At 67.3% G+C, this 22219-nt stretch carries 20 protein-coding genes and 1 rRNA gene; 11 read left to right on the plus strand and 10 right to left on the minus strand.

Going from position 1 to position 22219, the window contains the following annotated elements; all coding sequences use genetic code 11:
• Nucleotides 1–306: 306 nt before the first annotated feature.
• A complete protein-coding gene (locus ACFQEV_RS19710) occupies nucleotides 307–2646 on the plus strand; it encodes a DEAD/DEAH box helicase (protein ID WP_379699774.1) in 2340 nt (779 codons plus the stop codon).
• A 45-nt stretch (nucleotides 2647–2691) separates the two neighbouring features.
• Here ACFQEV_RS19710 and ACFQEV_RS19715 read toward each other — a convergent pair whose 3' ends face one another.
• Nucleotides 2692–3429, minus strand: coding sequence for a DUF4412 domain-containing protein (locus ACFQEV_RS19715; protein WP_379699777.1), 738 nt, complete (start codon nucleotides 3427–3429; stop codon nucleotides 2692–2694).
• Nucleotides 3430–3505: 76 nt separating this feature from the next.
• Complete coding sequence (locus tag ACFQEV_RS19720) at nucleotides 3506–4156, minus strand: HAD family hydrolase (RefSeq protein ID WP_379699780.1); 651 nt, start codon at nucleotides 4154–4156, stop codon at nucleotides 3506–3508.
• A gap of 75 nt (nucleotides 4157–4231) precedes the next feature.
• Between ACFQEV_RS19720 and ACFQEV_RS19725 the strand changes: the two genes are divergently transcribed.
• Both ACFQEV_RS19725 and ACFQEV_RS19730 read left to right on the plus strand, forming a co-directional pair.
• Nucleotides 4232–4972 (plus strand): DUF91 domain-containing protein, encoded by a 741-nt coding sequence (locus tag ACFQEV_RS19725; protein ID WP_379699783.1) that lies wholly within the window; start codon nucleotides 4232–4234, stop codon nucleotides 4970–4972.
• A 145-nt stretch (nucleotides 4973–5117) separates the two neighbouring features.
• Nucleotides 5118–5501, plus strand: a complete 384-nt coding sequence (locus ACFQEV_RS19730; protein ID WP_379699786.1) for a DUF7344 domain-containing protein — start codon at nucleotides 5118–5120, stop codon at nucleotides 5499–5501.
• 214 nt (nucleotides 5502–5715) lie between these two features.
• Here ACFQEV_RS19730 and ACFQEV_RS19735 read toward each other — a convergent pair whose 3' ends face one another.
• The 3 genes from ACFQEV_RS19735 to ACFQEV_RS19745 all read right to left on the minus strand — a co-directional run bounded on the left by ACFQEV_RS19735 (nucleotide 5716) and on the right by ACFQEV_RS19745 (nucleotide 6961).
• On the minus strand, nucleotides 5716–6213 hold the full coding sequence (locus tag ACFQEV_RS19735) for a hypothetical protein (protein ID WP_379699789.1): 498 nt from the start codon (nucleotides 6211–6213) through the stop codon (nucleotides 5716–5718).
• Between the two features lie 98 nt (nucleotides 6214–6311).
• The gene (locus ACFQEV_RS19740) at nucleotides 6312–6542 is read right to left on the minus strand and encodes a hypothetical protein (RefSeq protein WP_379699792.1); all 231 of its coding nucleotides are present in this window, start codon (nucleotides 6540–6542) and stop codon (nucleotides 6312–6314) included.
• Between the two features lie 293 nt (nucleotides 6543–6835).
• Nucleotides 6836–6961: a hypothetical protein gene (locus tag ACFQEV_RS19745; RefSeq protein ID WP_379699795.1), complete on the minus strand. Its 126-nt coding sequence runs from the start codon at nucleotides 6959–6961 to the stop codon at nucleotides 6836–6838.
• Here ACFQEV_RS19745 and endA point away from each other — a divergent pair.
• Both endA and ACFQEV_RS19755 read left to right on the plus strand, forming a co-directional pair.
• The gene (endA, locus tag ACFQEV_RS19750; protein ID WP_379699798.1) at nucleotides 6960–8030 is read left to right on the plus strand and encodes a tRNA-intron lyase; all 1071 of its coding nucleotides are present in this window, start codon (nucleotides 6960–6962) and stop codon (nucleotides 8028–8030) included. The genes ACFQEV_RS19745 and endA overlap by 2 nt on opposite strands.
• Entirely contained in the window at nucleotides 8027–9718 is a 1692-nt protein-coding gene (locus ACFQEV_RS19755; RefSeq protein ID WP_379699801.1) for a tryptophan--tRNA ligase, read from the plus strand. Before endA ends, ACFQEV_RS19755 begins: the two co-directional genes overlap by 4 nt.
• Nucleotides 9719–9748: 30 nt before the next feature.
• On the opposite strand, the gene ACFQEV_RS19760 is transcribed toward ACFQEV_RS19755, so the two are convergent.
• Both ACFQEV_RS19760 and ACFQEV_RS19765 read right to left on the minus strand, forming a co-directional pair.
• Entirely contained in the window at nucleotides 9749–10312 is a 564-nt protein-coding gene (locus ACFQEV_RS19760) for a hypothetical protein (RefSeq protein ID WP_379699804.1), read from the minus strand.
• A gap of 59 nt (nucleotides 10313–10371) precedes the next feature.
• The gene (locus ACFQEV_RS19765; RefSeq protein ID WP_379699806.1) at nucleotides 10372–11340 is read right to left on the minus strand and encodes an ornithine cyclodeaminase family protein; all 969 of its coding nucleotides are present in this window, start codon (nucleotides 11338–11340) and stop codon (nucleotides 10372–10374) included.
• A gap of 90 nt (nucleotides 11341–11430) precedes the next feature.
• On the opposite strand from ACFQEV_RS19765, the gene ACFQEV_RS19770 reads away from it, so the two are divergent.
• The 3 genes from ACFQEV_RS19770 to pheT all read left to right on the plus strand — a co-directional run bounded on the left by ACFQEV_RS19770 (nucleotide 11431) and on the right by pheT (nucleotide 16201).
• The gene (locus ACFQEV_RS19770) at nucleotides 11431–12594 is read left to right on the plus strand and encodes an NAD(P)/FAD-dependent oxidoreductase (protein WP_379699807.1); all 1164 of its coding nucleotides are present in this window, start codon (nucleotides 11431–11433) and stop codon (nucleotides 12592–12594) included.
• Nucleotides 12595–12950: 356 nt separating this feature from the next.
• Nucleotides 12951–14456, plus strand: coding sequence for a phenylalanine--tRNA ligase subunit alpha (gene pheS, locus ACFQEV_RS19775; RefSeq protein ID WP_379699809.1), 1506 nt, complete (start codon nucleotides 12951–12953; stop codon nucleotides 14454–14456).
• The gene (gene pheT / locus ACFQEV_RS19780) at nucleotides 14456–16201 is read left to right on the plus strand and encodes a phenylalanine--tRNA ligase subunit beta (RefSeq protein WP_379699812.1); all 1746 of its coding nucleotides are present in this window, start codon (nucleotides 14456–14458) and stop codon (nucleotides 16199–16201) included. The genes pheS and pheT overlap by 1 nt, the downstream gene beginning before the upstream one ends.
• A gap of 6 nt (nucleotides 16202–16207) precedes the next feature.
• Here the strand turns inward: pheT and ACFQEV_RS19785 are convergent, their stop codons facing one another.
• Nucleotides 16208–16657, minus strand: a complete 450-nt coding sequence (locus ACFQEV_RS19785; RefSeq protein WP_379699815.1) for a pyridoxamine 5'-phosphate oxidase family protein — start codon at nucleotides 16655–16657, stop codon at nucleotides 16208–16210.
• A gap of 167 nt (nucleotides 16658–16824) precedes the next feature.
• Between ACFQEV_RS19785 and ACFQEV_RS19790 the strand changes: the two genes are divergently transcribed.
• Nucleotides 16825–19428, plus strand: coding sequence for a valine--tRNA ligase (locus tag ACFQEV_RS19790; RefSeq protein WP_379699817.1), 2604 nt, complete (start codon nucleotides 16825–16827; stop codon nucleotides 19426–19428).
• Between the two features lie 61 nt (nucleotides 19429–19489).
• Here the strand turns inward: ACFQEV_RS19790 and ACFQEV_RS19795 are convergent, their stop codons facing one another.
• Together ACFQEV_RS19795 and ACFQEV_RS19800 are read right to left on the minus strand one after the other, a co-directional pair.
• The gene (locus ACFQEV_RS19795) at nucleotides 19490–20551 is read right to left on the minus strand and encodes a quinone-dependent dihydroorotate dehydrogenase (protein ID WP_379699819.1); all 1062 of its coding nucleotides are present in this window, start codon (nucleotides 20549–20551) and stop codon (nucleotides 19490–19492) included.
• A 70-nt stretch (nucleotides 20552–20621) separates the two neighbouring features.
• On the minus strand, nucleotides 20622–20819 hold the full coding sequence (locus ACFQEV_RS19800) for a hypothetical protein (protein ID WP_006055708.1): 198 nt from the start codon (nucleotides 20817–20819) through the stop codon (nucleotides 20622–20624).
• A 229-nt stretch (nucleotides 20820–21048) separates the two neighbouring features.
• Here ACFQEV_RS19800 and ACFQEV_RS19805 point away from each other — a divergent pair, with 229 nt between their 5' ends.
• Nucleotides 21049–21363, plus strand: coding sequence for a non-histone chromosomal MC1 family protein (locus tag ACFQEV_RS19805; RefSeq protein WP_092538572.1), 315 nt, complete (start codon nucleotides 21049–21051; stop codon nucleotides 21361–21363).
• Between the two features lie 779 nt (nucleotides 21364–22142).
• A 16S ribosomal RNA gene (locus tag ACFQEV_RS19810) occupies nucleotides 22143–22219 on the plus strand; the annotation flags it as partial.

Genomic DNA, 22219 nt, shown 5'->3' on the forward strand with positions numbered 1-22219 from the left:
TAAAGCCTCCTACCAGATATGCAGTGGAACCACCGCCGCAACCAGACGAAGGCAGAACAGAAGAAGAACGAATCCAAGAGCGGCACGAAGTGGTCGTTCATCGCGGCCGCGACCGTCGTCGCGTGAGGCGACTCGCTTCGGCTTCTCTCTCTACTTTCACTCTTCAGTAACTGACAGTTATTCTCGACGGACGCGGGGAGAAACGCCTTTCCCGACGGAAGTCTCCCTCTCTCACATGACCTGTCTCCCTCCGTCGGATCTCCGATTCGACGAGGCTTCCGTCCGACTCGTCGGGAGGTGCGTCGCGTGAGAGTCGCGGATGTCGTCCCCGACTTCGCCGACGCCTTCGGATTCGACGAGTTCAACCGGATGCAACGCGAGGCGGCCCCGGCGATTCTCGACTCCGACGAGAACGTCGTCGCCTCCGCGCCCACCGCCAGCGGAAAGACCGCACTCGCCGAACTCGCCATCTGTCGAACGCTCCAGAAGGGAGGGACGGCCCTCTTCATCGCGCCCCTCCGCGCCCTCACCAACGAGAAGGAGTCGGAGTGGGAACGCTTCGAGAGCCTCGGCTACTCCGTCTACGTCGTCACCGGGGAACGCGACCTGAACCCGCGCCGCGCCGAACGCGCGGACATCCTCGTGATGACGCCCGAGAAGACGGACTCCGCGACGCGGAAGCACGACTCCGCCCGGTACTCCTTCATCACCGACGTGGACTGCTGCGTCATCGACGAGGTGCACCTCCTCGATTCGGAGACGCGCGGCGGCGTCCTCGAAGTGACCGTCTCGCGCCTCCGGCGCATCTGCGACCCGCGCGTCGTCGCCCTCTCGGCGACGATGCCGAACGTCGAGGACGTGGCGGCGTGGTTGGACGCCCCGCCCGAGACGACGTTCGAGTTCGGCGACGACTACCGGCCCGTGGACCTCCACGCCGACGTGAAGACGTACACGCACGGCGACAACCCGTTTCAGGACAAGTACCGCCGCCTCTACCGCGCGCTGGACTTGGCCGAACCGCACATCCGCGAGGACGGGCAGGCCCTCGTGTTCGTCTCATCGCGGCAGGACGCCCTCCGCGCGGCGGGGAAGGCTCGCGACGAGATAGCCGAACGCGACATCCCCATCGGCGCGCGCGGCGACTACGACTTCCACACCGAGGCGAAGGAACTCGGCAACGAGACCCTCCGAAAGTCGGTGCCCGACGGCGTGGCGTTCCACCACGCGGGCCTCGCCAAGGACGACCGCGACAAGGTCGAACAGTGGTTCAAGGAGGGGAAGATCCAACTGCTGTTCTCCACCTCGACGCTGGCGTGGGGCGTGAACCTCCCCGCACGGTGCGTCGTGATCCGCGATACGAAGCACCACGACCCTCTCGAAGGCGAGGTGGACATCTCCCCCCTCGACATCCTCCAGATGCTCGGGCGCGCTGGCCGACCCGGCTACGACGACGTGGGGTACGGGTGGGTCGTCTGCGACCGGAGTGACGCCGACAAGTACCGGAAACTCCTCCGGGAGGGCAAGGAGATCGAGTCCCGACTCGCCGAGGACTTAGATTCGCACCTCAACGCCGAGATCGCGATGGGCACCATCGGCGACTTGGAGGACGTGCTCTCGTGGTTGGAGACGACGTTCTACTACCAGCGCGCGCGTTCGAAACCCGACGAGTACGACTTCGGCGGCCTGCGCGAACGCGTGCGCGAGACGCTCGAAGTCCTCGTGGACCGCGGGTTCGTCGAGATGGGCGAGGACCTCTCCATCCGGGCGACGACGCTCGGCCGCCTCGCCTCGAAGTACTACCTCCGCCTCGACACCGCGCGGCGGTTCTACGACCTCTGCGAACGGGACACCATCACCGACGACGCCATCCTCGAAACCGTCGCGGGCGCGGCGGAGTTCCACGACGTCTCCCCCCGCCAGTCGGAGGGCGACGCCGTGGACGAGGTGCTGTCGGACGTCTCGACGCACCTCGAAGACGGCCCGCGGAAGGTATTCGCCATCCTCCACGCCGGGATGCGGAACTCCACGCCCTCGGAACTCCGGTCGGACGCGTGGGTCATCCGGCAGAACGCCCTCCGACTCATCTCGGCGCTTCGGGAGTTCCTCGACGCCTTCGCCGGGCCGCGGGCGGCGAACCTCGCCCGGCGCGTCGAGGCGCGCGTCGAACACGGCGTCTCCCGCGACGCCGTGGGCCTGACGGCGGTGGACGGCATCGGGCCGAACCGCGCGAGCAAACTCGCCACCGGCGGCCTGCGCAGTCCCCGCGACGTGGTGGAGGCCGGCGAGGCGGAACTGCGGCGCGCCGGACTCTCCGAGGGCGTCGCGGAACAGGTCGTCAGGAACGCGCGCAACTTCCCCGCGGTAGAGGTGTCGTGGGGCGAGTTCCCCGACACCATCGCCACCGGCGAAAACGAGATGTGCGAGGTGACCGTCGGCAACCGCGGCGGCGGCGGCACCGTCGGCGTCCGCGTCACCGTCAACGACGTGGAGATGACGACGAAGGAGACGTACCTCACCGACTCCGTCTCGGTGCCGGTGGGCGTCTTCGGCGCGACGGCGGACGAACTGGAGTACCGCGTCGAGGTGACGTTCCCCGACGACCCTCTCCACCCCGTCACGGCGACGCGCACCGTGGACGTGGAGTAGGACCGCCGAACGGTCTGCTTTCTCGACGCGAAACGGAGGGGTGCGTCAGGGACGCTCGTACGCCGTCAGCGTCAGTTCTATCGTCGCCTCGCCGCCCTCCGTCTGGACGAACTTCGCGGGGTATCCCACGCCCGAAACCAGCCAGATGTCGGCGTCCGTGTCGCTCTCGCCGGTGACGCGGACGTGCTTCGCGGTCAGGCCGGCGACTTCCTCCTCGCCGACCACCTCGAAGTTCGCCTCGCCGTCCGAGGAGGCCATCTGCCACGTCTCGCCCACCTCGTAGGTCCGAACGTCGGTGGACTTCCCGGCGACGATGCGGGAGGTGACGACCATCGAACGCACGTTCAGCGCGTACGTCATCTCGCCGAGGGCCGGCGAGTAGGCCGCCGCCTCCCCGGACGCCTCCACCCGACCGCTCGGGGCATCTCGGACGGCGTCCATCGACGCGACGGGCCACTCGCCGTCGGCCGTCACGTCGATGGTGAGCGTCCCCGACTCGGGCGCGTCCGCGAGGACGGCGCTCCGAACCTCGTACTCGTACCGTTCACCCTCCCGCAGGAGGGGAACCGCGTCGGGCATGTCGTCCGGTCCGGCGGTACCGGTGCTGACGCTGGAGTCGCCGTTTCCGCCGTCGGAGTCGGCGTCGCTGTCACTGTCACCGCCGCTTCCGTCTCCGCCCGCGGCGGGCGTCGCGTCCGCAGTCGCGTCTCCGTCTCCCCCGCCGCCCGCGCATCCGGCGAGGAGGACGAGCAGACAGACGAGGAGTACTGACAATCTACTCATGTGAATGGTCTGACATAAGGGACGATAACCTTTTCTTCTCCGTAGGGGTGGAACAACGCTTTCGGGGGACTGAGAGTCAGCCCAGCAGAATCTCGCGCAGTTCCTCGGGTCCTTCGGCCACGACGTGCGCCTGCGAGAGGTCCAACTCCGCGTTGTGCGCTCTGCGGTAGGCGACGGTGAACGCGCCCGACCGGACGGCCGATTCGATGCCGTTGAGCGAATCCTCGACGACGACGCACTCCTCGGGTTCGACGCCGAGTTCGGCCGCGGCGCGTTCGTAGATGTGCGGTTCGGGTTTCCCGGCGGCGTCGATGTCCTCGGCGCTGAGAACCAACTCGAGGGGGTCGAGTTCGAACCGGTCGCGGACGATGGAAATCCACGACTGCGGCGCGGAGGAGACGATGGCGAGTCTCCGTCCGTCGGCGCGCAACTCCTCGAACAACTCCTCGGCTCCCTCCATCAGCGTCACCTGCTCGCCGTAGAGCGACTCCGCGCGTTCGTGGTAGGCATCGACGAACTCCTCCTTCGTGACCGTCGCGCCGTACGTCTCGTCGAGGTAGTCGTATATCTCGCGGAAGTGCATCCCGGTGACCTCCTCGTGGGCCGGGTCGCCCGATGCGACGGCGTCGGCGAAGACGAACTCGTCTTCGAACTCGTGCCAGTAGTCCTCGGAGTCCACGAGGACTCCGTCCATGTCGAACAGCACCACTTCGTCGGGGACGTCCATGCTCCCCCGAACGACCGCCACCCTTCAAAGACCTTCGTGGGAGGGTCTATCAGGGATGCCGGGGCCACCGTCGCCGTGACGGAAACGATACGAATCTTCGCCGGCGACTGCACCACCACCTTCGAGGGCGCGCGCACCCGGACGCAACGCGGACGCGTCGTCGTCGTCGTGAAACCCGACCGCACTGTTCTCGTCCACGACGCCGACGGCTACCAACCCGTATCGTGGTTGACGCGTCCCGACACGCTCACCGTCGAGACGGACGCGTCCGGGTTCGGCATCGTCGCGCGCACGGACGAACAGACCCTCCGCGTCGTCTCGCACGACTCGGCGGGGCGCGCGGAGTACCCCGCCACCGAGGCGGGCGTCCCCGTCGGCGTGCACCCCGAGACGGGCGAACCCCTCGTCCGCGTCGGCGGCGCGGTGGCGGGCGTGGATACCGACGCGAGGTACGTCCTCCCGGCGGGCGCGACGGTGGTAGAGGAGACGTGCGACGACTGCGGCCTGCCGCTGATGCGCGCCGAGTGCGGCGCGGCGTTCGAACTCTGCATCGACCGCGCCTGCGAGTCGTTGGACGACGCCGTGAGGGAACGATTCGACCGCGCGTGGACCTGCCCCGACTGCGACTCGGACCTCCGCATCATCCGCCGCGGAGGACGCTTGCTCGCGGGGTGCGACGCCTACCCCGACTGCGAGTCGGCGTTCGCCGTCCCCGCGGGCGTCGTTGTCGCCGAGTGCGACTGCGGGTTGCCCGTGTTCGAGACGGGGCGGGGGCGGCGGTGTTTAGACGGCGCCTGCGACGCGTTCGCGGGGTGAAATCGGACGTTTCGACGACCACCTTCGTCCGTCCGAGAGGACGAATCGCGGACGGACCGCGCGGGCAGTTACTCACTTAATCAAAACACGGGGCTGCGGTGAAAACGACGCCCGCTTAAGATTGTGGGGCCGCGACCACCATCGTATGGGACTGATCCATCAGGTGGAGCTGTTCGACGCGTTAGCCGACGGTACCCGGCGTCGGCTGTTAGTCTTCCTACTGGATCACGAGTCGCGAGACGTTCCGAAACTGTCGGGCGTCTCCGCGGAGATGGCCGAGATGAACCGCGTGCTCCTCCGGGAGTATCTCTCCGGATCGCGGCGGGTGGACGGCGGGGACAAAGAACTCCTCCGCACTCACCACGTTCATCTCCCCAAGCTAGACGAGTTCGACTTCATCGACTGGGACCAAGAGGCCAACGTCGTGACGAAAGGCTCTCGGTTCGACGAGATACGGCCCCTCCTCGAACCGTTGGAGGGCCGCGAGGAACGCGTCGCACCGGTGGCCGACGTGCGCCTCCGCAGGTGAACGATATCGAGACGTGCCACCGCGTTCTCTCGCCTCGCAGTACCGCCTCGTGCGGCGCTGATGGGTCAGTTTTCAGTTCGAAGAGGGATCCGACGGTTCTCTCAGGTCACCGTGCTGCGGGCCTTCACCTCCCGCCGGTCCTCGCTCGCCTCGTACACGCTGTAAGTGTACGCACCGAGGACGACGCTCGGCGCTCGAAACCGTTCGGCGGCGCTCACCGGCGGGCGAGCAGATAACCGGTGGCGGCACCGACGACGACCGTTCCCCCGTAGGTGACGATGAGGCCGAACACCGCGAGAAGGAGCGGCGTCGCGAGCAAGAGCAACAGGTCGCTCCCCACCCGCATCCACGGCGACATACCGGGCACTGCCTCGAACGGCATCCCGTCCACTACGACCAGCGCGAATTCGAGGAGGTACATCGGCACAGGCATCGCCAGGAGACCGATGAGAGCGCCGACGACAGTCCCCTTGACCGGGGATTTGGCCGCGCCGAGGCGAGTCCAGAGCAACCGCGCGAGGAGTGCGCCGCCGACGAACCCGCCGAGGACGATAATCACCCCCGGCCCCGACGGGGCGTACCCTCCGGGGCCGTCAGCCAGTTGTTCGAGGGTCGCCCACGCGACGAAGAGGAAGGCGAACAACCCCCCGGCGAGACCGAACGTCAACGACGGGTGTCGCCGGGCCGTTTTGGAGGGGGACCAGTGGACCATGCTTGAGATACGTCGTATCGACGTATGAGTATTCCGCTGAGACCGACAGGTCTCTCCACGTCCCCGCGCCGTCGTCTCGGCGGGAGAAAGGCGCGTTCCTAGCGGAATCGGACCCCGCCGAGGTACAGACCGTTCAGCGCGACGAACCCGGCCAGCGTCGCGTACGCCACCGTCGGAACGAGCGACGCACTCTCGGCGGCCCACCCTCCGATCTGGAGGGCGACGAACGCGAGGGCGAAGCCGAGAAACCGGTAGGTGCGGGACGTGTCGAGCAGTCGAATCGGGCCGAGTTCGCGCGCGGAGCGCGGTTCGGCGTTCGCGGAGGGCATCGTCCGGTTGTGGTCGTTCCGGCGGTAAATACACTCTCTCCGTCGGTCGGTGTCTCGATGTCGCCGATGCGTTCCCGCGGTGACGGCGGGGTTCTCGCCCCCTGATTTATCGGGAGACTCGCCGACCGACGAGCATCGGTTCGGCGGCACGAACGCGGCTAACGCTCACGCCTCGGCGGATGCGTGGTACCACGTACCCGGGCACTTTCAGAACGCGCTCGGCGGCTGACCGACCTCTCACAATCGGTTCGAGGTTTCCGGACGCGTTCGTGCGGATCGCCGACGGCGCGGACTCACTGCGACTCGGAGGAGGCGAGCGTACCGTCGAACTGTCGCGGAATCGGATACGTCCGTTCCGCGGCGGGGCGAAACGCGAGCATCGCAGACCCTTTGTCCGCGCCGCCCCCGACTCCGGACATGGACGGGACACTCGACGGCGACGTCGTCCGCGTCGGCGGCGACGCGCGCCAGCGGTTCTACGACTCTCGGGGCTACGGACGGCCCACGGAGGGGAACCGCATCGAACTCGCGCCGGTGGAAGCCGCGCACCTCCTCGCGCGCGGCGACTTGGACGCCGTAGACGGGATGGACTTCCGCGAGTTCCTGACGCGGACGGGCGCGGTGATGGAGTTCGTCGTCTACAAGGACCTCAGAGACAGGGGCTTCTACCTCTCGCCCGTCCGCGAGGACTGGGCGGGCGTGGCCGACCACGCCGACGCCGGCGTCGATTTCGTCGTCTTCCCCCGCGGGAAGGGGCCGTGGGACGACGACGTGGAGTACCGCGTTCGAATCGCGGGCGAACGCGAGTCCATCGCCGCCGACTCCCTCGGCGACGTGGTTCTGGCCGTCGTGGACGAGGACGGCGAACTCACCTACTTCGAGACGGACCGTCCCAGAATCGAGGGCGACATCGCCGAGGGAACCTCGGCAGGCCACCGGACGCGGTCTGGTGATGACGAGTACGAACCCCCCTCGGGGTTGGAGGCCGACCTCCTCTCGGACCGGGTTCTGCTGTGGGAGTCGCCGGACGAGGTGTACGAACGCGGCTTCTACGGCCAACGACTCCACGGCCGCAACGCGGATTCGGGCCCCCTCCAACTCTCGTTGGTCGAGGGGGCGTTCCTCTCCGAACGGGGGTACGTCGACGCCGACCACGAGGCGGTCGTCGAGGTGGCCCGCGAGGTGGAGGGCGACCGATTCGACCGCCGCCTGCGGGCGTACGCCGCCCTCAGGGACGCCGGCGCGGTGCCCAAGAGCGGGTTCAAGTTCGGCGCGGACTTCCGCGTCTACACCGACTTCTCGACCGTCTCGGACCTCTCGCACTCCGCGGACCTCGTGCGCGTCGTCTCGCCCGACCACACGTTCCTGCCGCGGGACCTCTCCTTGGACGTGCGCCTCGCCGGCGGGGTGCGGAAACGAATGGTTTTTGCGCTCACCGGCGCCAAGAGTGGCATAGACTGGCTTTCGGTCGCCCGACTCACTCCATGACACGAGACGACTCCGACCCCCGCGAGACGGACGGAAAGACCCGGACGGACGACGAGGGCGCGCGTCAGGCTTCGCCTGACGGCAGTCCCGAGTCCGGCGACTCGGGAACGGATCAGGCCCTGCCCGACGGCGGTGCGTCCGCCGAGGGGGCCGACGACGTAGCCCTCGACCCGTGGGGCTCTTCGACCATCTCCGATTACCGCAAACTGTTCGAGGAGTTCGGCATCGAGGAGTTCGACGAGGTGCTTCCGGAGGTGCCGAACCCCCACTACCTGATGCGCCGCGGCGTCATCTTCGGCCACCGCGACTACACACCCGTCGCGGACGCCATGCGCGAGGGCGACGACTTCGCCGTCCTCTCGGGGTTCATGCCGACGGGCGACCCCCACATCGGCCACAAACTCGTCTTCGACGAGATAATCTGGCACCAACGGCAGGGCGGCGACGCCTACGGCCTCATCGCGGACTTGGAAGCCCATTCGGCCCGCGGCCTGTCGTGGGAGGAGATAGACGAACACGCCCGCGACTACGTCCTGAGCCTCCTCGCTCTCGGCTTCGACCCCGAGGAAGGGGAACTCTACCGGCAGTCGGACAACCGAACCTTGCAGGAACTCGCGTTCGAACTCGGGTCGAAGGCGAACTTCTCGGAGTTCCAGGGCATCTACGGCTTCGACGGCGAGACGAACGTCTCGCACATGCAGTCGGTCGTCACGCAGATGGCCGACATCCTCTACCCGCAGTTGGAGGAGCCGAAACCGACGGTCATCCCCGTCGGCCCGGACCAGGACCCGCACGTCCGCTTCGCCCGCGACCTCGCCGCGCGGATGCGCTTCTTCAAGGTGACCGAGGCGTACGCGAGCTTCGAACTCACCGACGCGGAGCGATCGATCGTCGCCGCCGCGTACGAGGCCCGCGAGGAGTTCGCGGAGGACCCCGAGATGCCGCGGTGCGGGGAGGCCGCCGAGTGGGTGGCCGACGTCGACGTTTCGGAGTTGGACGTGGACGTGACCGTCGAGACGGCGGTCGAATCGGTCGTCGAGAAGCTGGAGAACGCCGGAATGGAACCGCTCCGTCCCCGGGTTCGCTTCCTCGACGCCAACGCGACCGAGGAGGCGTTCGAAGCGCTCATCGAGTCCGTCGAGGGGGAGAAGCGACGCTACGAGGAGCACATCGACGCGTTCGACCTCTCCGCGTCGGAGGCCGAGGAGTTGGCCCGCGAGGTCGAGTTGCAGAACGGCGGCTACGGCTTTCTGCCGCCTTCCTCCATCTACCACCGCTTCATGACCGGCCTGACGGGCGGGAAGATGTCCTCCTCCATCCCCGCCTCGCACATCTCGCTTCTGGACGACCCCCAAGAGGGGTTCGACAAGGTGAAGTCCGCAACCACCGGCGGGCGAGAGACGGCGGAGAAGCAGCGAGAACTCGGCGGGAAGGCCGACGAGTGCCCCGTCTACGAACTGTACGCCTACCTGCTCTCCGGCGACGACGACGAGTTCGCGAAGCGAGTGTACGACGAGTGCGTCGGCGGCGAACGCCTCTGCGGCGGGTGCAAGGAGCAGGCGGCGATTCTCATGGAGGAGTTCCTCGAAGAACACCAGGAGAAACGCGAGGAGGCCGAAGCGATGCTCGAAGAGATGGACATCTCCCTCGAATCGGACCGCCGCGGCGTCGCGCCCGGCGACGACTGACCCCGCCGTCCGACGCTCAGTACTCCGATTTCACCGCTTCGTCGCCGACGCGCGCAGTCCGACGCCCGCGAGTCCGGTGCCGAGAACCGCCGCGAGCAACCCCGCGAGCACCGTCACCGAAGACGCGACGGTGATTCCGGTACACCGGCCGACGACGCATATCTGTCCGTTTCCCGGGTGGTAGATGTCCTGCGCGAGTGCCCAGTAGGCGACGTACACCCCGAACGCCGCGAGCATCGCGACGGGCCATCCGTACGCCGCGAACCGCAGTGCGGCGTCCGAATCGGCGTCGCTCGCGCGCCGAACGAGGTACCGTCCGGCCGTCAACGGGAGCACCGTCGACGCGAGGAAGGCGACGAACACCGCGACGAGAGGCGTCACCGACGGTCCTCGCGGCGACCAACCCACGAGCGTCCAGACGACCGCCCCGAGGAGAGAGAGCGCTCCGACCGCGAGGAGGGCGACGCGGAGGGCGGACCCGAACGGGGCGTCCCCCCGTCGGTGAAGCAGGTGCGCGCCGAGCGTTACGGACGCCGAGACGCCGACAGTGAGGGCGAAGGCGAAGAGCAGACCGAGTTCTGCGAGGAGGGCCATCCCCGATATTCGCGCCGCCGAGAAATAAACCTGCCTGCGAGAGACGTCGCGAGGCGCGCTCAGAGCGTCACGACGGTGCCTCTCTCCTCGTCCTCGGCCCGTTCGTACAGGTGCCCCGCCGTCGCGGCGTCCAACACCGCCGACCCGACGCTCTCGACGACGAGTACCTCGTCGGCCGAGTCGCGCCCGGCGGCCCCCTCGAACACGTCCGAGAGGGGGACGAGTTCGGACGCTTCGACCCCCGCTTCCAGCGTATCGCCCACCTCGGCGGCCTCCTCGGGTACGTCCGCGAATATCGTCGCCGCGCGGGCCATCGTCTCGGCGTCGAGTTCGCGCATCTCGGCGGTGAACGCGCCGACGGCGACGACGAGGGTCCCGGGTTCGAGGTTCGCGCCGTCGAAGACGGGCGATTCGCTGGTCGTCGCGGTGACGACGACGTTCGACCCCGAAACCGCCTCCGCGGACGACTCGACCGCTCTCACGTCCGCGTCGTCCAACTCCTCGCGCAGGTCGGCGGCGCAGGCCTCCCGCGACTCGGAGGGGGAGTAGACGCGCACGCGTTCGAGGTCGGTCGCTGCGGCGACGGCGCGCGTCTGCCACCGCGCCTGCGCGCCCGCGCCGAAGACCCCCAGTCGAACCGATCCGGTCGCTAACTCGCGCGCCGCGAGGCCGCCGATGCACCCCGTGCGGGCGTTCGTGATTCGGTTCGCGGCCGCGTACGCGAGGGGGAGGCCCGTCTCCGCGTCCGTCAGGGCGAGTTGGGCGTTCACCGTGGGGATACCGCGCTCTCGGTTCCCCTCGTGGACGGCGGCGAGTTTCGTTGCGTACGTCGGGTCGCCGCGGACGTACGCCGGCATCGCGAGGGCCGTGCCGGGCGTCTCCGTCCCGACGGGGTAGTGCGGCCGCGGGGGCCGTTCGACCTCGCCGCGGCCCTGCTTCACGAACGCCCGTTCTATCTCCGGCAGGAGGGCTGGAAGCGAGAGCAACGACGCCACGTCGTCGTCCGAGAGGACGCGCACTTCGGTCATGGACGCCGGTACGGGCGCGGACGCCTGAAACGTTCGGTGGAATCTGCGAGGACGGGATACGTTCATACTTGCGGAGTGTCAACTCACACCATGAACGTCGTCATCGTCGGGGGAGGCGTCGTCGGCCTCGCCTGCGCGAACGCACTCGCCGCCCGCGGCGCGTCGGTCACCGTCTGCGAGGCGGGAACGCTCGGCGGCGGAAGCACCGGGCGCGCCGCCGGCGGCATCCGAACGCAGTTCTCCACGCGCGTGAACGTCGAACTCTCCCTCGCCAGCGTCCCCGTCTGGGAGTCGTTCGAGGCGGAGTTCGGCGTCGACATCGACTACCGGCGGACGGGCTACCTGTTCCTCGCCCGCGAGGAGGAGACGGCGGCGTCGTTCCGCGAGAACGTCGCCCTCCAGAACGACGCGGGCGGGGACAGTCGCCTCGTCGAACCCGAGGAGGCCCGCGAGTTCTGCCCGGAACTCCGCGCCGAGGAGTTCGTCACCGCCACGTACTCGCCCCTCGACGGGGTGGCTGACCCCCACTCGGCGGTGCAGGGGTACTCGCGGGCCGTGGACGACGCGGGCGTCGAGGTTCGGACGAAGACGCCCGTGACCGACCTCGAATACGACGCGAACGAATCGCTCTGGCGCGTGGAGACGCCGAAGGAGACGCTCTCGGCGGAGTACGTCGTGAACGCGGCGGGCGCGTGGGCGCGGCGCGTCGGCCGCCTCGCGGGCGTCGAACTGCCGATTTCGCCCCGGCGGCGGCAGATGGCCGTGGTCGAACCGGAACGGGAACTGTCGCGGACGGTGCCTTTCACCATCGACTTGGACACGGGGGCGTACTTCCGACCCGAACGCGAGGGGACGGCCGTCGTCGGCGGGCACTTCTCCGACGAGAACCCGGACGCGGACCCGGAGACGTTCGACGAGTCGATGGACCTCGGGTGGGCCGCGGAGGCGATAGAACGCGCCGACGACTGCGCCGCGTACTTCGGCCCCGAGACCCGAATCCGAAACGGGTGGGCCGGCCTGTACGCCGTCACGCCGGACCACCACGCGATTCTCGACGAGGTGCGACCGGGGTTCGTCGTCGCGGCGGGGTTCTCCGGGCACGGGTTCCAACACGCCCCCGCGACGGCCGAGTGCGTCGCCGAACTCGTCGCGGAGGGGGAGGCGTCGCACGTGGACGTGTCCGCACTCGCCGCCGACCGGTTCGACGCCGCCGAGGGCGAGACGCCGACGCTGAGGGAGCGAAACGTCGCCTGAGTCGCCGGTCCGGCGGGGGCGCGCCCCTGACACCGAATCGCACGCCTTTCAGAACGCTTTTGGGGTGGGGGGCAGTTTCCTCGGGTATGCGACCCGGACCCGCCACCGCAGGCGCACGCATTACCCGCGAACCGACCGGAAGCGGCGGGTTCGGTTTCTTCTTTCGGACCGACTGAGGGCGGCGGACCCTCCCGCCGTCGCCGCCGCCGGGCGAACGCTCGGGGCGGCGGCCGGTCGGGGGCGAAACCGTCCGAACCGGTCCGAGGCGGGCCGCGCGTCGGCCCGCCGTCTTCGGAACTGCTAATGACCGCCGCTCGGTAGACGCGGCAACGACCGACGCGAACGCAGGACGTGACATGAAACTTCCCGAATCACAGGTCGCGGTGTTGAACGCCGCGAGCGCGACGGACGAACAGACCATCGACCGACTGGCCGAGGAGACGGGCCTGAAACCGGAGACGGTGACGCAGGCGGCCTTCGAACTCCGCGACGAGGGCTACCTCGACGTCGAGGAGACGGAGGACGTGGAGTACGAACTCACCGAGGAGGGCCGCGACTACGTGGAGTCGGGCCTGCCGGAGGTGCGCCTCTATCGGGCCGCGATCGAGGCGGGCGCGGGCGAGGATCCGGTGCAGATGGGCCGCGTCATCGGCTCTTCTGGCCTCGACGGACCCGAGGTGGACATCGCCCTCGCGAACTTCGGCCGGAAGGGCTACGGCGAGATAGAGAGCGGCGAACTGTCCGCCGACCCGGACGCCGACGCCGCCGAGGACCCGGAAGCGCTCGCACTCGCGGCGTTGGCGCAGGGTGACGCCGTCTCAGACGAGGACGTTCTCGACCAACTGGTCTCCCGCAACCTCGTGAACCGCCGCGAGGAGACGGTTCGCTCCGTCCTCCTCTCCGAGGAGGGCGTGACGCTCCTCATGGAGGGCGTCGAGGTCGCAGAGACCGTAGACCGCCTGACGCCGGAGATGCTCACCTCCGGCGAGTGGGAGGACGTGGAGTTCACCGAGTACAACGTCGAAGCCGACGCGCCCGAGGTGCGCGGCGGCAAGACGCACATTCTCCGACAGACCGCGGACCGGGTGAAGGACGTGCTCACCGGCATGGGGTTCAAGGAGATGGAAGGGCCGCACGCCGACGCGGACTTCTGGATCAACGACTGCCTGTTCATGCCGCAGGACCACCCGGCGCGGACCCACTGGGACCGATTCGCCCTCGACGTGCCGCCCATCCGGGACCTGCCCGAGGACTTAGTGGACCGGGTGGAGGACGCCCACAGAAACGGCGTCGGCCCGGACGGCGACGGCTACCACTCGCCGTGGTCCGAGGACTTCGCGCGCGCCGTCGCCCTGCGCGGGCACACCACCTCGCTGTCGATGCGCTACCTCTCGGGGCACGAAGTCGGCGAACTCGAACCGCCCCAGCGGTACTTCTCCGTCGAGAAGGTGTACCGAAACGACACGCTCGACCCGACGCACCTCCTCGAATTCTACCAGATTGAGGGCTGGGTGATGGCCGAGGACCTCTCGGTGCGCGACCTGATGGGCACCTTCGAGGAGTTTTACAGCCAGTTCGGCATCACCGACCTCCAGTTCAAACCGCACTACAACCCCTACACGGAACCGTCGTTCGAGTTGTTCGGACGGCACCCCGAGACGGACGAACTCATCGAAATCGGCAACTCCGGCATGTTCCGCGAGGAGGTGCTGGAACCCCTCGGCGTCGACTGCGACGTGATGGCGTGGGGTCTCGCCTTGGAACGACTGCTCATGCTCATGTACGGCTTCGACGACATCCGCGACGTGCACGGAACGATGAGTGACCTCGAACTGCTCCGCGAGATGGAGGTGCTCCGATAATGCCCGTCGTAGACGTTCACCCCGAGGAACTCCGGCGACTGACGGGCCACGAGGACAAGTCCGACGAGGAGTTCGTAGACGACCTGTTCGCCCTCGGACTGGAGTTCGAAGGCGAAACCGAGGAGGGCGCGTTCCAATTGGAGTTCGGCCCCGACAGGCTCGATAGGCTCTCCGTGGAGGGCGTCGCCCGGTCGCTCCGCTACCAGTACGGCGACGACAGGGGCGTCTACGTCCCGAAGACGAACAACCCCGACTACACGTTCGTCGTGGACGAGGACGTGCCGGACGAACGCCCGTACGTCACGGGCGCGATAATCCGCGGCGTCGACTTGGACGACGAGGCCCTCGATTCGCTCATCCAGTTGCAGGAGAAGCTCCACGCGACGATGGGCCGACAGCGCGCGAAGGGCGCGATAGGCATCCACGACCTGACGATGATCAAGGGCGAGGTGCTGAGCGACGAGGGCGGCGGCAACTCCATCACCTACACCGGCATCGACCCCGACGGCGACACGTTCGTCCCCCTCGACAGCGACGCGGAACTGTCGCCCGCCGAGGTTCTGGAGGAACACGCCACCGGACGCGAGTACGCCGACCTGGTGTCGGAGTACGACCGCTACCCCGCCATCTACGACGAACTCGGCCTGTTCTCGTTCCCGCCGGTCATCAACGGCCGCCGGACGGAGGTTTCGACCGACTCGCGGGAACTGCTCGTGGAACTCACCGGCACCGACCAATGGACCATCGACCGGATGTGCAGCATCATCTGCTACGCCCTCAGCGCTCGGGGCGCGACCATCGAGGAGGTGGAAGTCGAGTACCCGAACGAGACGCTCCTCCGCCCGGACTTCGAGGTGGAGACGAAGCGCGTCTCTCACGACCGAATCGAGACGATGCTCGGCGTCGAGTTCGAGGAACGAGAGGCCGCGGACCTGTTCGAGCGGTCGGGTCTGGGCGTCGAACTCGCCGAGGACGAATCGACGGACACCGACGCGGACGGAGACGACGAGGGCACCATCTACGAGGTGTCCATCCCGCCGTACCGCGTGGACGTGCTCCACCCCCTCGACTTGGTGGACGACGTGGGCCGCGCCTACGGGTTCAACGAACTCGAACCGCGGTACCCCGACGTGGGCACCGTCGGCGAACGCCACGAGCGTTCCCGCCTCGAAGACGCCGCCCGAAACTCGCTTGTCGGCCTCGGCTTCGAGGATCTACTGAACTTCCACATGACGAACGAGGACGCCCTCACCACGCGGATGAACGTCGAGGAGGGCGCGGACGTGTTGGGCGGCGGCGAACCCGCGCGCATCACGGAACCGTACAGCGAGGACTACACCGTCCTCCGGACGTGGGCGATCCCCTCCCTGATGATGGTCCTCGAAAACAACACCCACCGCGCGTACCCGCAGGACCTCGCGGAAATCGGCTTCGTGGCCGAACGCGACGACGACATGAACACGCGGGTGCGGGAACGGCGGCACGTCGCGGCCGTCCTCGCGCGCCACGACGCGACGTACGAGGACGCGAAAGCGCGCCTGCAGGCGCTCTGTAGCGACTTCGGCGTCGAACTGGAGACGCCCGAGACGGCGCACCCGTCGTTCATCGACGGCCGCGTCGCCTCCGTCGTCGTAGACGGCGAGGACGTCGGCGTCGTCGGGGAGGTTCACCCGAAGGTCCTCGTCGAACACGACCTGGAACTGCCCGTCGCCGCGTTTGAGTTCGACCTGAACGCGCTACGGTAACACCCCTCACACCTCCCTTTTGACTTCCTTCCTGCCGGTGATTCGCTCGGGGACGAGTCGGTACTCCCTGAACGGTATCTCCTCTCTCGGCCGGTCGAATATGTCCACGTCGGGAATCTGCACTGCCCACAACTTCTGGACGGCGCTGGACTCGTACGGTGCGCCGCTCAGGTCCTCCAGCCTTCCGGCCGCGACGACGCTCTGCCACCCCGCCTCGGTTTCGCCGTAGGCGACGAAGGTAACCTGTCTTTCGACGACGCCCGACTTCGCGTTGCTCGGCGGAAACGCGAGTCGATAGTAGAAGCTCTCGTCCTCGGCGTCGTAGCCGTAGGAGACGGGAATCGTGAACGGAGGCGCTTCGAGTCCCTCCGCGAAGGCGATGACGCCCGTGCCGCCGCGTCCGAGGAACGCGTTCCGTTCGTCGACGCTCATCTGTACCCATCGGATGCCCTGCATACCGTCCGGTACGCGTGCGCGAGAGATAACGACGAGTTCACGCGGTCGGACAGATCCGGGCGGGCGACGGAGGGGGGCGCGCCGCCTGCGAGAGCGCGGTTTCGCGTCGCTCCGTGTCCCACAACCGAGTTGTTTAACAGCGGTCCACGCAGTAGATTCGACCGATAATGCCGAGCGGAGAATACGACCCGGAGGCCGTCGAGGCGAAGTGGCAGGATAGGTGGGTCGACGAGGACACGTACGCGTACCGCGGCGAGTCGGTAGACCCGAACACCGCCTTCTCCATCGACTCGCCGCCGCCGACGGTGTCCGGGAGTCTGCACTGGGGCCACGTATACGGCTTCACCCTGCAGGACTTCGTCGCGCGGTTCAACCGCATGCGCGGGAACGACGTGTTCTTCCCGTTCGGATACGACGACAACGGCATCGCCTCGGAGCGACTCACCGAGGACGAACTCGACGTTCGACACCAAGATTACGAGCGTCGGGAGTTCCAGAAGATGTGCCGGGAAGTCTGTCAGGAGTACGAGGCAGAGTTCACCGAGAAGATGCAGAGCCTCGGCATCTCCATCGACTGGGACGAGACGTACCAGACCATCTCGCCGGAGGTTCAGCGCATCTCGCAGCTGTCGTTCATCGACCTGTACGACCAGGGGCGGGAGTACCGCCAGCGCGCGCCCGCCATCTGGTGTCCCGAGTGCGAGACGGCCATCTCGCAGGTCGAAACCGAGGACGACGAACGGGACAGCCACTTCCACGACATCGAGTTCGGCGTCGCCGGGTCCGACGAGTCGTTCGTCATCTCCACGACGCGTCCAGAACTGCTCCCCGCCTGCGTCGCCGTCTTCGTCCACCCCGACGACGACGAGAACCAGTACCTCGTCGGCGAGACGGCCGAGATTCCGCTGTTCGGGCAGGAGGTGCCCGTCATCGCCGACGAACGCGTGGACATGGAGACGGGGTCCGGCATCGTCATGTGCTGTACCTTCGGCGACCAGACCGACATCGAGTGGTACCAAGCACACGACCTGGACCTCCGCATCGCCATCGACGAGTCCGGCACGCTGACCGACGTGGCGGGCGAGTACGCCGGTCTCTCCTCGGAGGAGGCCCGCGAGGAGATCGTCGCGGACTTAGGGGAGGAGGGGTCGCTCCTCGACCGCCGCGCCATCACCCACACGGTGAACGTCCACGAACGCTGCGGCACGCCCGTCGAGTTCCTCGTCAAAGACCAGTGGTACATCGAACTGCTCGACAAGACCGACGAGTACCTCGAAGCGGGGCGGCAGATGGACTGGTACCCTGAGAAGATGTTCACGCGGTACAAAAACTGGATCGAGGGCCTCCAGTGGGACTGGTCCATCTCCCGACAGCGTTCCTCGGGCATCCCGTTCCCCGTCTGGTACTGCGGTGAGTGCGAACACGTCGTCGTCGCCGACCGCGAGGACCTGCCGGTGGACCCCCTCTCTGACGACCCGCCGGTCGACACCTGCCCCGAGTGCGGTCACGACGAGCTCGTCCCCGAGGACGACGTGTTCGACACGTGGGCCACCTCCTCTTTGACGCCCCTCATCAACGCCGGGTGGGACTGGAACGGCGAGGAGATGGAGATAGAGCGACCGCAACTGTACCCGTTCGACGTCCGCCCGCAGGGCCACGACATCATCTCTTTCTGGCTGTTCCACACCGTCGTCAAGTGCTACGAGCACACCGGCGAGGTGCCGTTCGACAGCGTGATGATAAACGGGATGGTGCTGGACCAGAACCGCGAGAAGATGTCGAAGTCGAAGGGGAACATCGTCGCCCCCGACGAAGTCGTCTCGAAGTACCCCGTCGACGCCGCGCGCTACTGGGCCGCCGGAAGCGCCGTCGGCGACGACCTGCCGTACTCCGAGAAGGGCCTCCGCGCCGGGGAGAAACTCCTGCGGAAGCTGTGGAACGCCTCGAAACTCGTCGAGAGTCTCACCGAGGACGCGCCCGAGGAGTTCGACCACGACGACCTGCGCGAGATAGACCGCTGGCTGTTGGCGTCGCTCGACAGGGAGATCGAGTTCGTCACCGAGAAGTTGGAGAACCGGGAGTTCTCGAAGGCCCGCGACCGGGTTCGGAGCTTCTTCTGGCACACGTTCTGCGACGACTACCTCGAAATCGCGAAACAGCGAGTCCGCGACGGCGGCGACGACTCCGCGGCGTACACGCTCGAAACGGCGCACCGCCGCTTCGTCAAGCTGTTCGCGCCCATCCTCGCGCACGCCGCGGAGGAACTGTGGCGCGACATGCACGACGCCGAGTCGAGCGTCCACCGCGCCTCGTGGCCCGAACCGCTCGGACTCGACGCCGACGTCGCGGCGGGCGAGACGGCGATGGACGTCGTCGGCGCGCTTCGGAAGTACAAGAGCGACAACCAACTGTCGATGAACGCCGACTTGGACACCGTGGAGGTGTACGGCGACATCGCCGGCTTCGAGGAGGACATCCGCCGCGTGATGCACGTCGAGACGCTGGAGGCGTTCGACGACCGGCCCGAGATAGAGTCCGTCGTCACGGGCGTCGACCTCGATTACTCGCTCGTCGGCCCCGAGTTCGGGAGTCAGGTCTCCGACATCGAGTCGGCCATCGCGCAGGGCGACTACGACGTCGAAAACGGAACGCTCCGCGCCGCGGGCGTCGAACTCGACGCGGAGATGTTCGAGGTGAACGAGGAACGGCGCTACTCCGGCGAGGGCGAGATGGTCGAGGCGGGCGAGACGCCCATCGTCGTCCGCGACTGAGGCGTCGGTCGCGCTCTCTTTTCGTTCGCGCGGATAGCCGCGTCGAAACGGTGCGTCCGTCTCAGCGGTCCGCGCCGACGGCCTCGTCTATCGAGTCGAACCCGTCGCGTTCGAGTAGTTCGAGCAAGCCCTCGTTGATGTCGCGCGCGAGGGTCGGCCCCTCGAAGACGAGGCCGGTGTACAACTGCACGAGGCTCGCCCCGGCGCGAATCTTCGCGTACGCGCCCTCGGCGTCGGAGACGCCGCCGACGCCGACGACCGGCACGTCGGTTCGCTCGGCGATGAACCGAACGAGGTCCGTCGCCCGCGACTCGATGGGTTTGCCCGAGAGGCCGCCCCGTTCGACCCTGTTGGGGTTGCGGAGGCCCTCGGGGCGGTCCGTCGTCGTGTTCGTGGCGATGACGCCGTCCAAGTCGAGTTCGTCCACGACTTCGAGGGCGTCCTCGACGGCGGGTTCGGGGAGGTCCGGGGAAACTTTCACCAGCAAGGGCGACGCGCCCGCGTCGACGAGGGCTTCGAGGATGGCCTCCATCGAGTCGCGGTTCTGGAGGTTGCGCATCCCCTCGCTGTTGGGACAGGAGACGTTGACGGCGAGGTAGTCCGCGCCGTCGGCGACCTGCTCGTAGGTGTGGCGGTAGTCCTCGGGGGCCTCCTCGGAGGGCGTCGATTCCGAGAGGGCGACGTTGACGCCGACGGGCACGTCGGGCGTCGGCCCCGACGCGAGGCGTTCGCCGACCCGGTCGGCACCCTCGTTGTTGAGGCCCATGCGGTTGATGATGGCCCCGTCCTCGGGGAGTCGGAACATCCGGGGCCGCGGGTTTCCGGGCTGTCTCTCCGCGGTGACGCCGCCGACTTCGACGTGGCCAAAGCCGAGAGCCGAGAGGGCGACGGGCACCTCCGCGTTCTTGTCGAACCCCGCGGCGACGCCCACCGGGTTGTCGAACGAGAGACCGAAGGCGTCGGTCGCGAGTCTCTCGTCCTCGACGCGGAGACGTCGGCGGAGTGCGTCCTCGACGGGCGTGTGCTGTACCGTTCGAAGCGCGCCGTGGACCGCGCCGTGCGCCGTCTCGGGCGGAAGCGAGAAAAGAACAGGTTTGAGTGCGGCGTACGCGCCCCGAATCATCGGCTCCCACCCGCGCCGGTCGCCCGGGGTCGAGTTCGGGACGGTCGCGTCTGCGTCCGAGTCATCGCGGTCAGAAGTCGTGCTCGACTTCGTCGGGGTCGGCCTTCTGGATGATTATCTTGCCGTCTCGGACGCGAACGAACACCTCGTCACCGATCTCCATGCCCGCGACGGCGAGTTCGTCCTCGTGAAGGTTCACGTGGACGTTGTGGTACTCACCGTTCTCGTCTTTCGCGCCACTCGGGCTGAGCTTCTTTTTCCGAACCATCGGGGGTGTCTAGTCGAAGGTTCGCCGTAGGATATACATAAGTGTTGTCTACGCGCTTTCAGGCCGGGCGGCCGAACGGAAGACGGCGCGGGGGCCCGTCGATTTCGAACGGATGCTCGCCTCGCCTCTCTCGGGGGGGTGGGTTTATAACTATCCCGCCGCGGGACGCTCATTTTGCCGATATATTTAAGCCGGACCATGTGTTCGGTTGCCATGGAGGAGTAAAACCATGGTACGCGAGGACGGTAAGCGGAATTTCGTGATGCGCGAGGAGGACGGTACAGAGTCGAGCGTGTTCTCCGGCAGCATGCCCCGCCAGGCCGCACTCAAGGCCGCGCGACGACTCGAACCACACGGCTCCGAGGAGGAGGCGAAGTCCAACGCGACGGAGATTCGCCTCCGCGAGAAGGGAACCGACAAGGTCCACATCTTCGACGCGTGGGCGTGGTCCGACGAAGCACCCGACGACAAACCGGGGTGGATGGAAGGCGACATCACGAAAGGTAACGTCTCAAAACAGGGGATCAAGCACCTCGAAGAGTAGTTTCGGCCGGACGTTCTGACTGACGGTTTTCTTTGCGTACGTGAGCGTGCGCGCCTCCGGTAGTCGCGGTCGCTCCGATACGGCTATCCGTCTGCCGCCGCCACCTCGACACGCGCGGCCAACACCCGGTCAGACCGAACGCGAGACGCGCGGGATGACCGACCGGCCTCCTACCGCGCGACATTTCGATACCGCCAGCGGCGGCGTTCCGGAGCGTCGGGACGCTGCCACATCATTTATCGCCGGCCGAGATATGAAACCGCATGACGATGCGGGTTCGGTTCGACGGCCTTTTATGTAACCGGGGCATTCGTAGAAATACGCAGAGGCAGCCCGGGACGCCCTCGGGCCGCCACCGTCCGAACGCCCAACCCACCACGGCATCGACTCGGATCTCCCGAGTGCGACTCGCACTCACGGACAATCCGAGACGACGGCCTTAAGTGGTCGAAGGCATTTCGGAATAATGCGAACGACACACCGCGATCGCGGGCGGTTCAACCCCGTCCGCAATCGGACTTCACCACCCTCCCGGCTTCGGCCGGGAACCCAGGACGAACCGAGGCCCTTAAGGCCTCGAACGTCCTACCCTGAAGTCCGAAAGACATGAGGATTCCACCCCTGCGGTCCGCCGTACAGATGGAATCTGATGTTAGCCTTGGTAGTTCGGTGACACCCGATTGGTGTCGTCGAATACCACAACGGACCAAGCAATATTGGTGATTCCGCTCTCTCTGAGAGCGAAATCCCGCCACCCCCTGGCCCTCTGGGCCAGGAACATTCCGGTTGATCCTGCCGGAGGTCATTGCTATCGGAGTCCGATTTAGCCATGCTAGTCGTGCGAGTTCAGACTCGC

Origin of the sequence: Halopelagius fulvigenes, from assembly GCF_042662625.1 — an archaeon.
In the GTDB taxonomy this organism is placed as follows: Archaea; Halobacteriota; Halobacteria; order Halobacteriales; family Haloferacaceae; genus Halopelagius; species Halopelagius fulvigenes.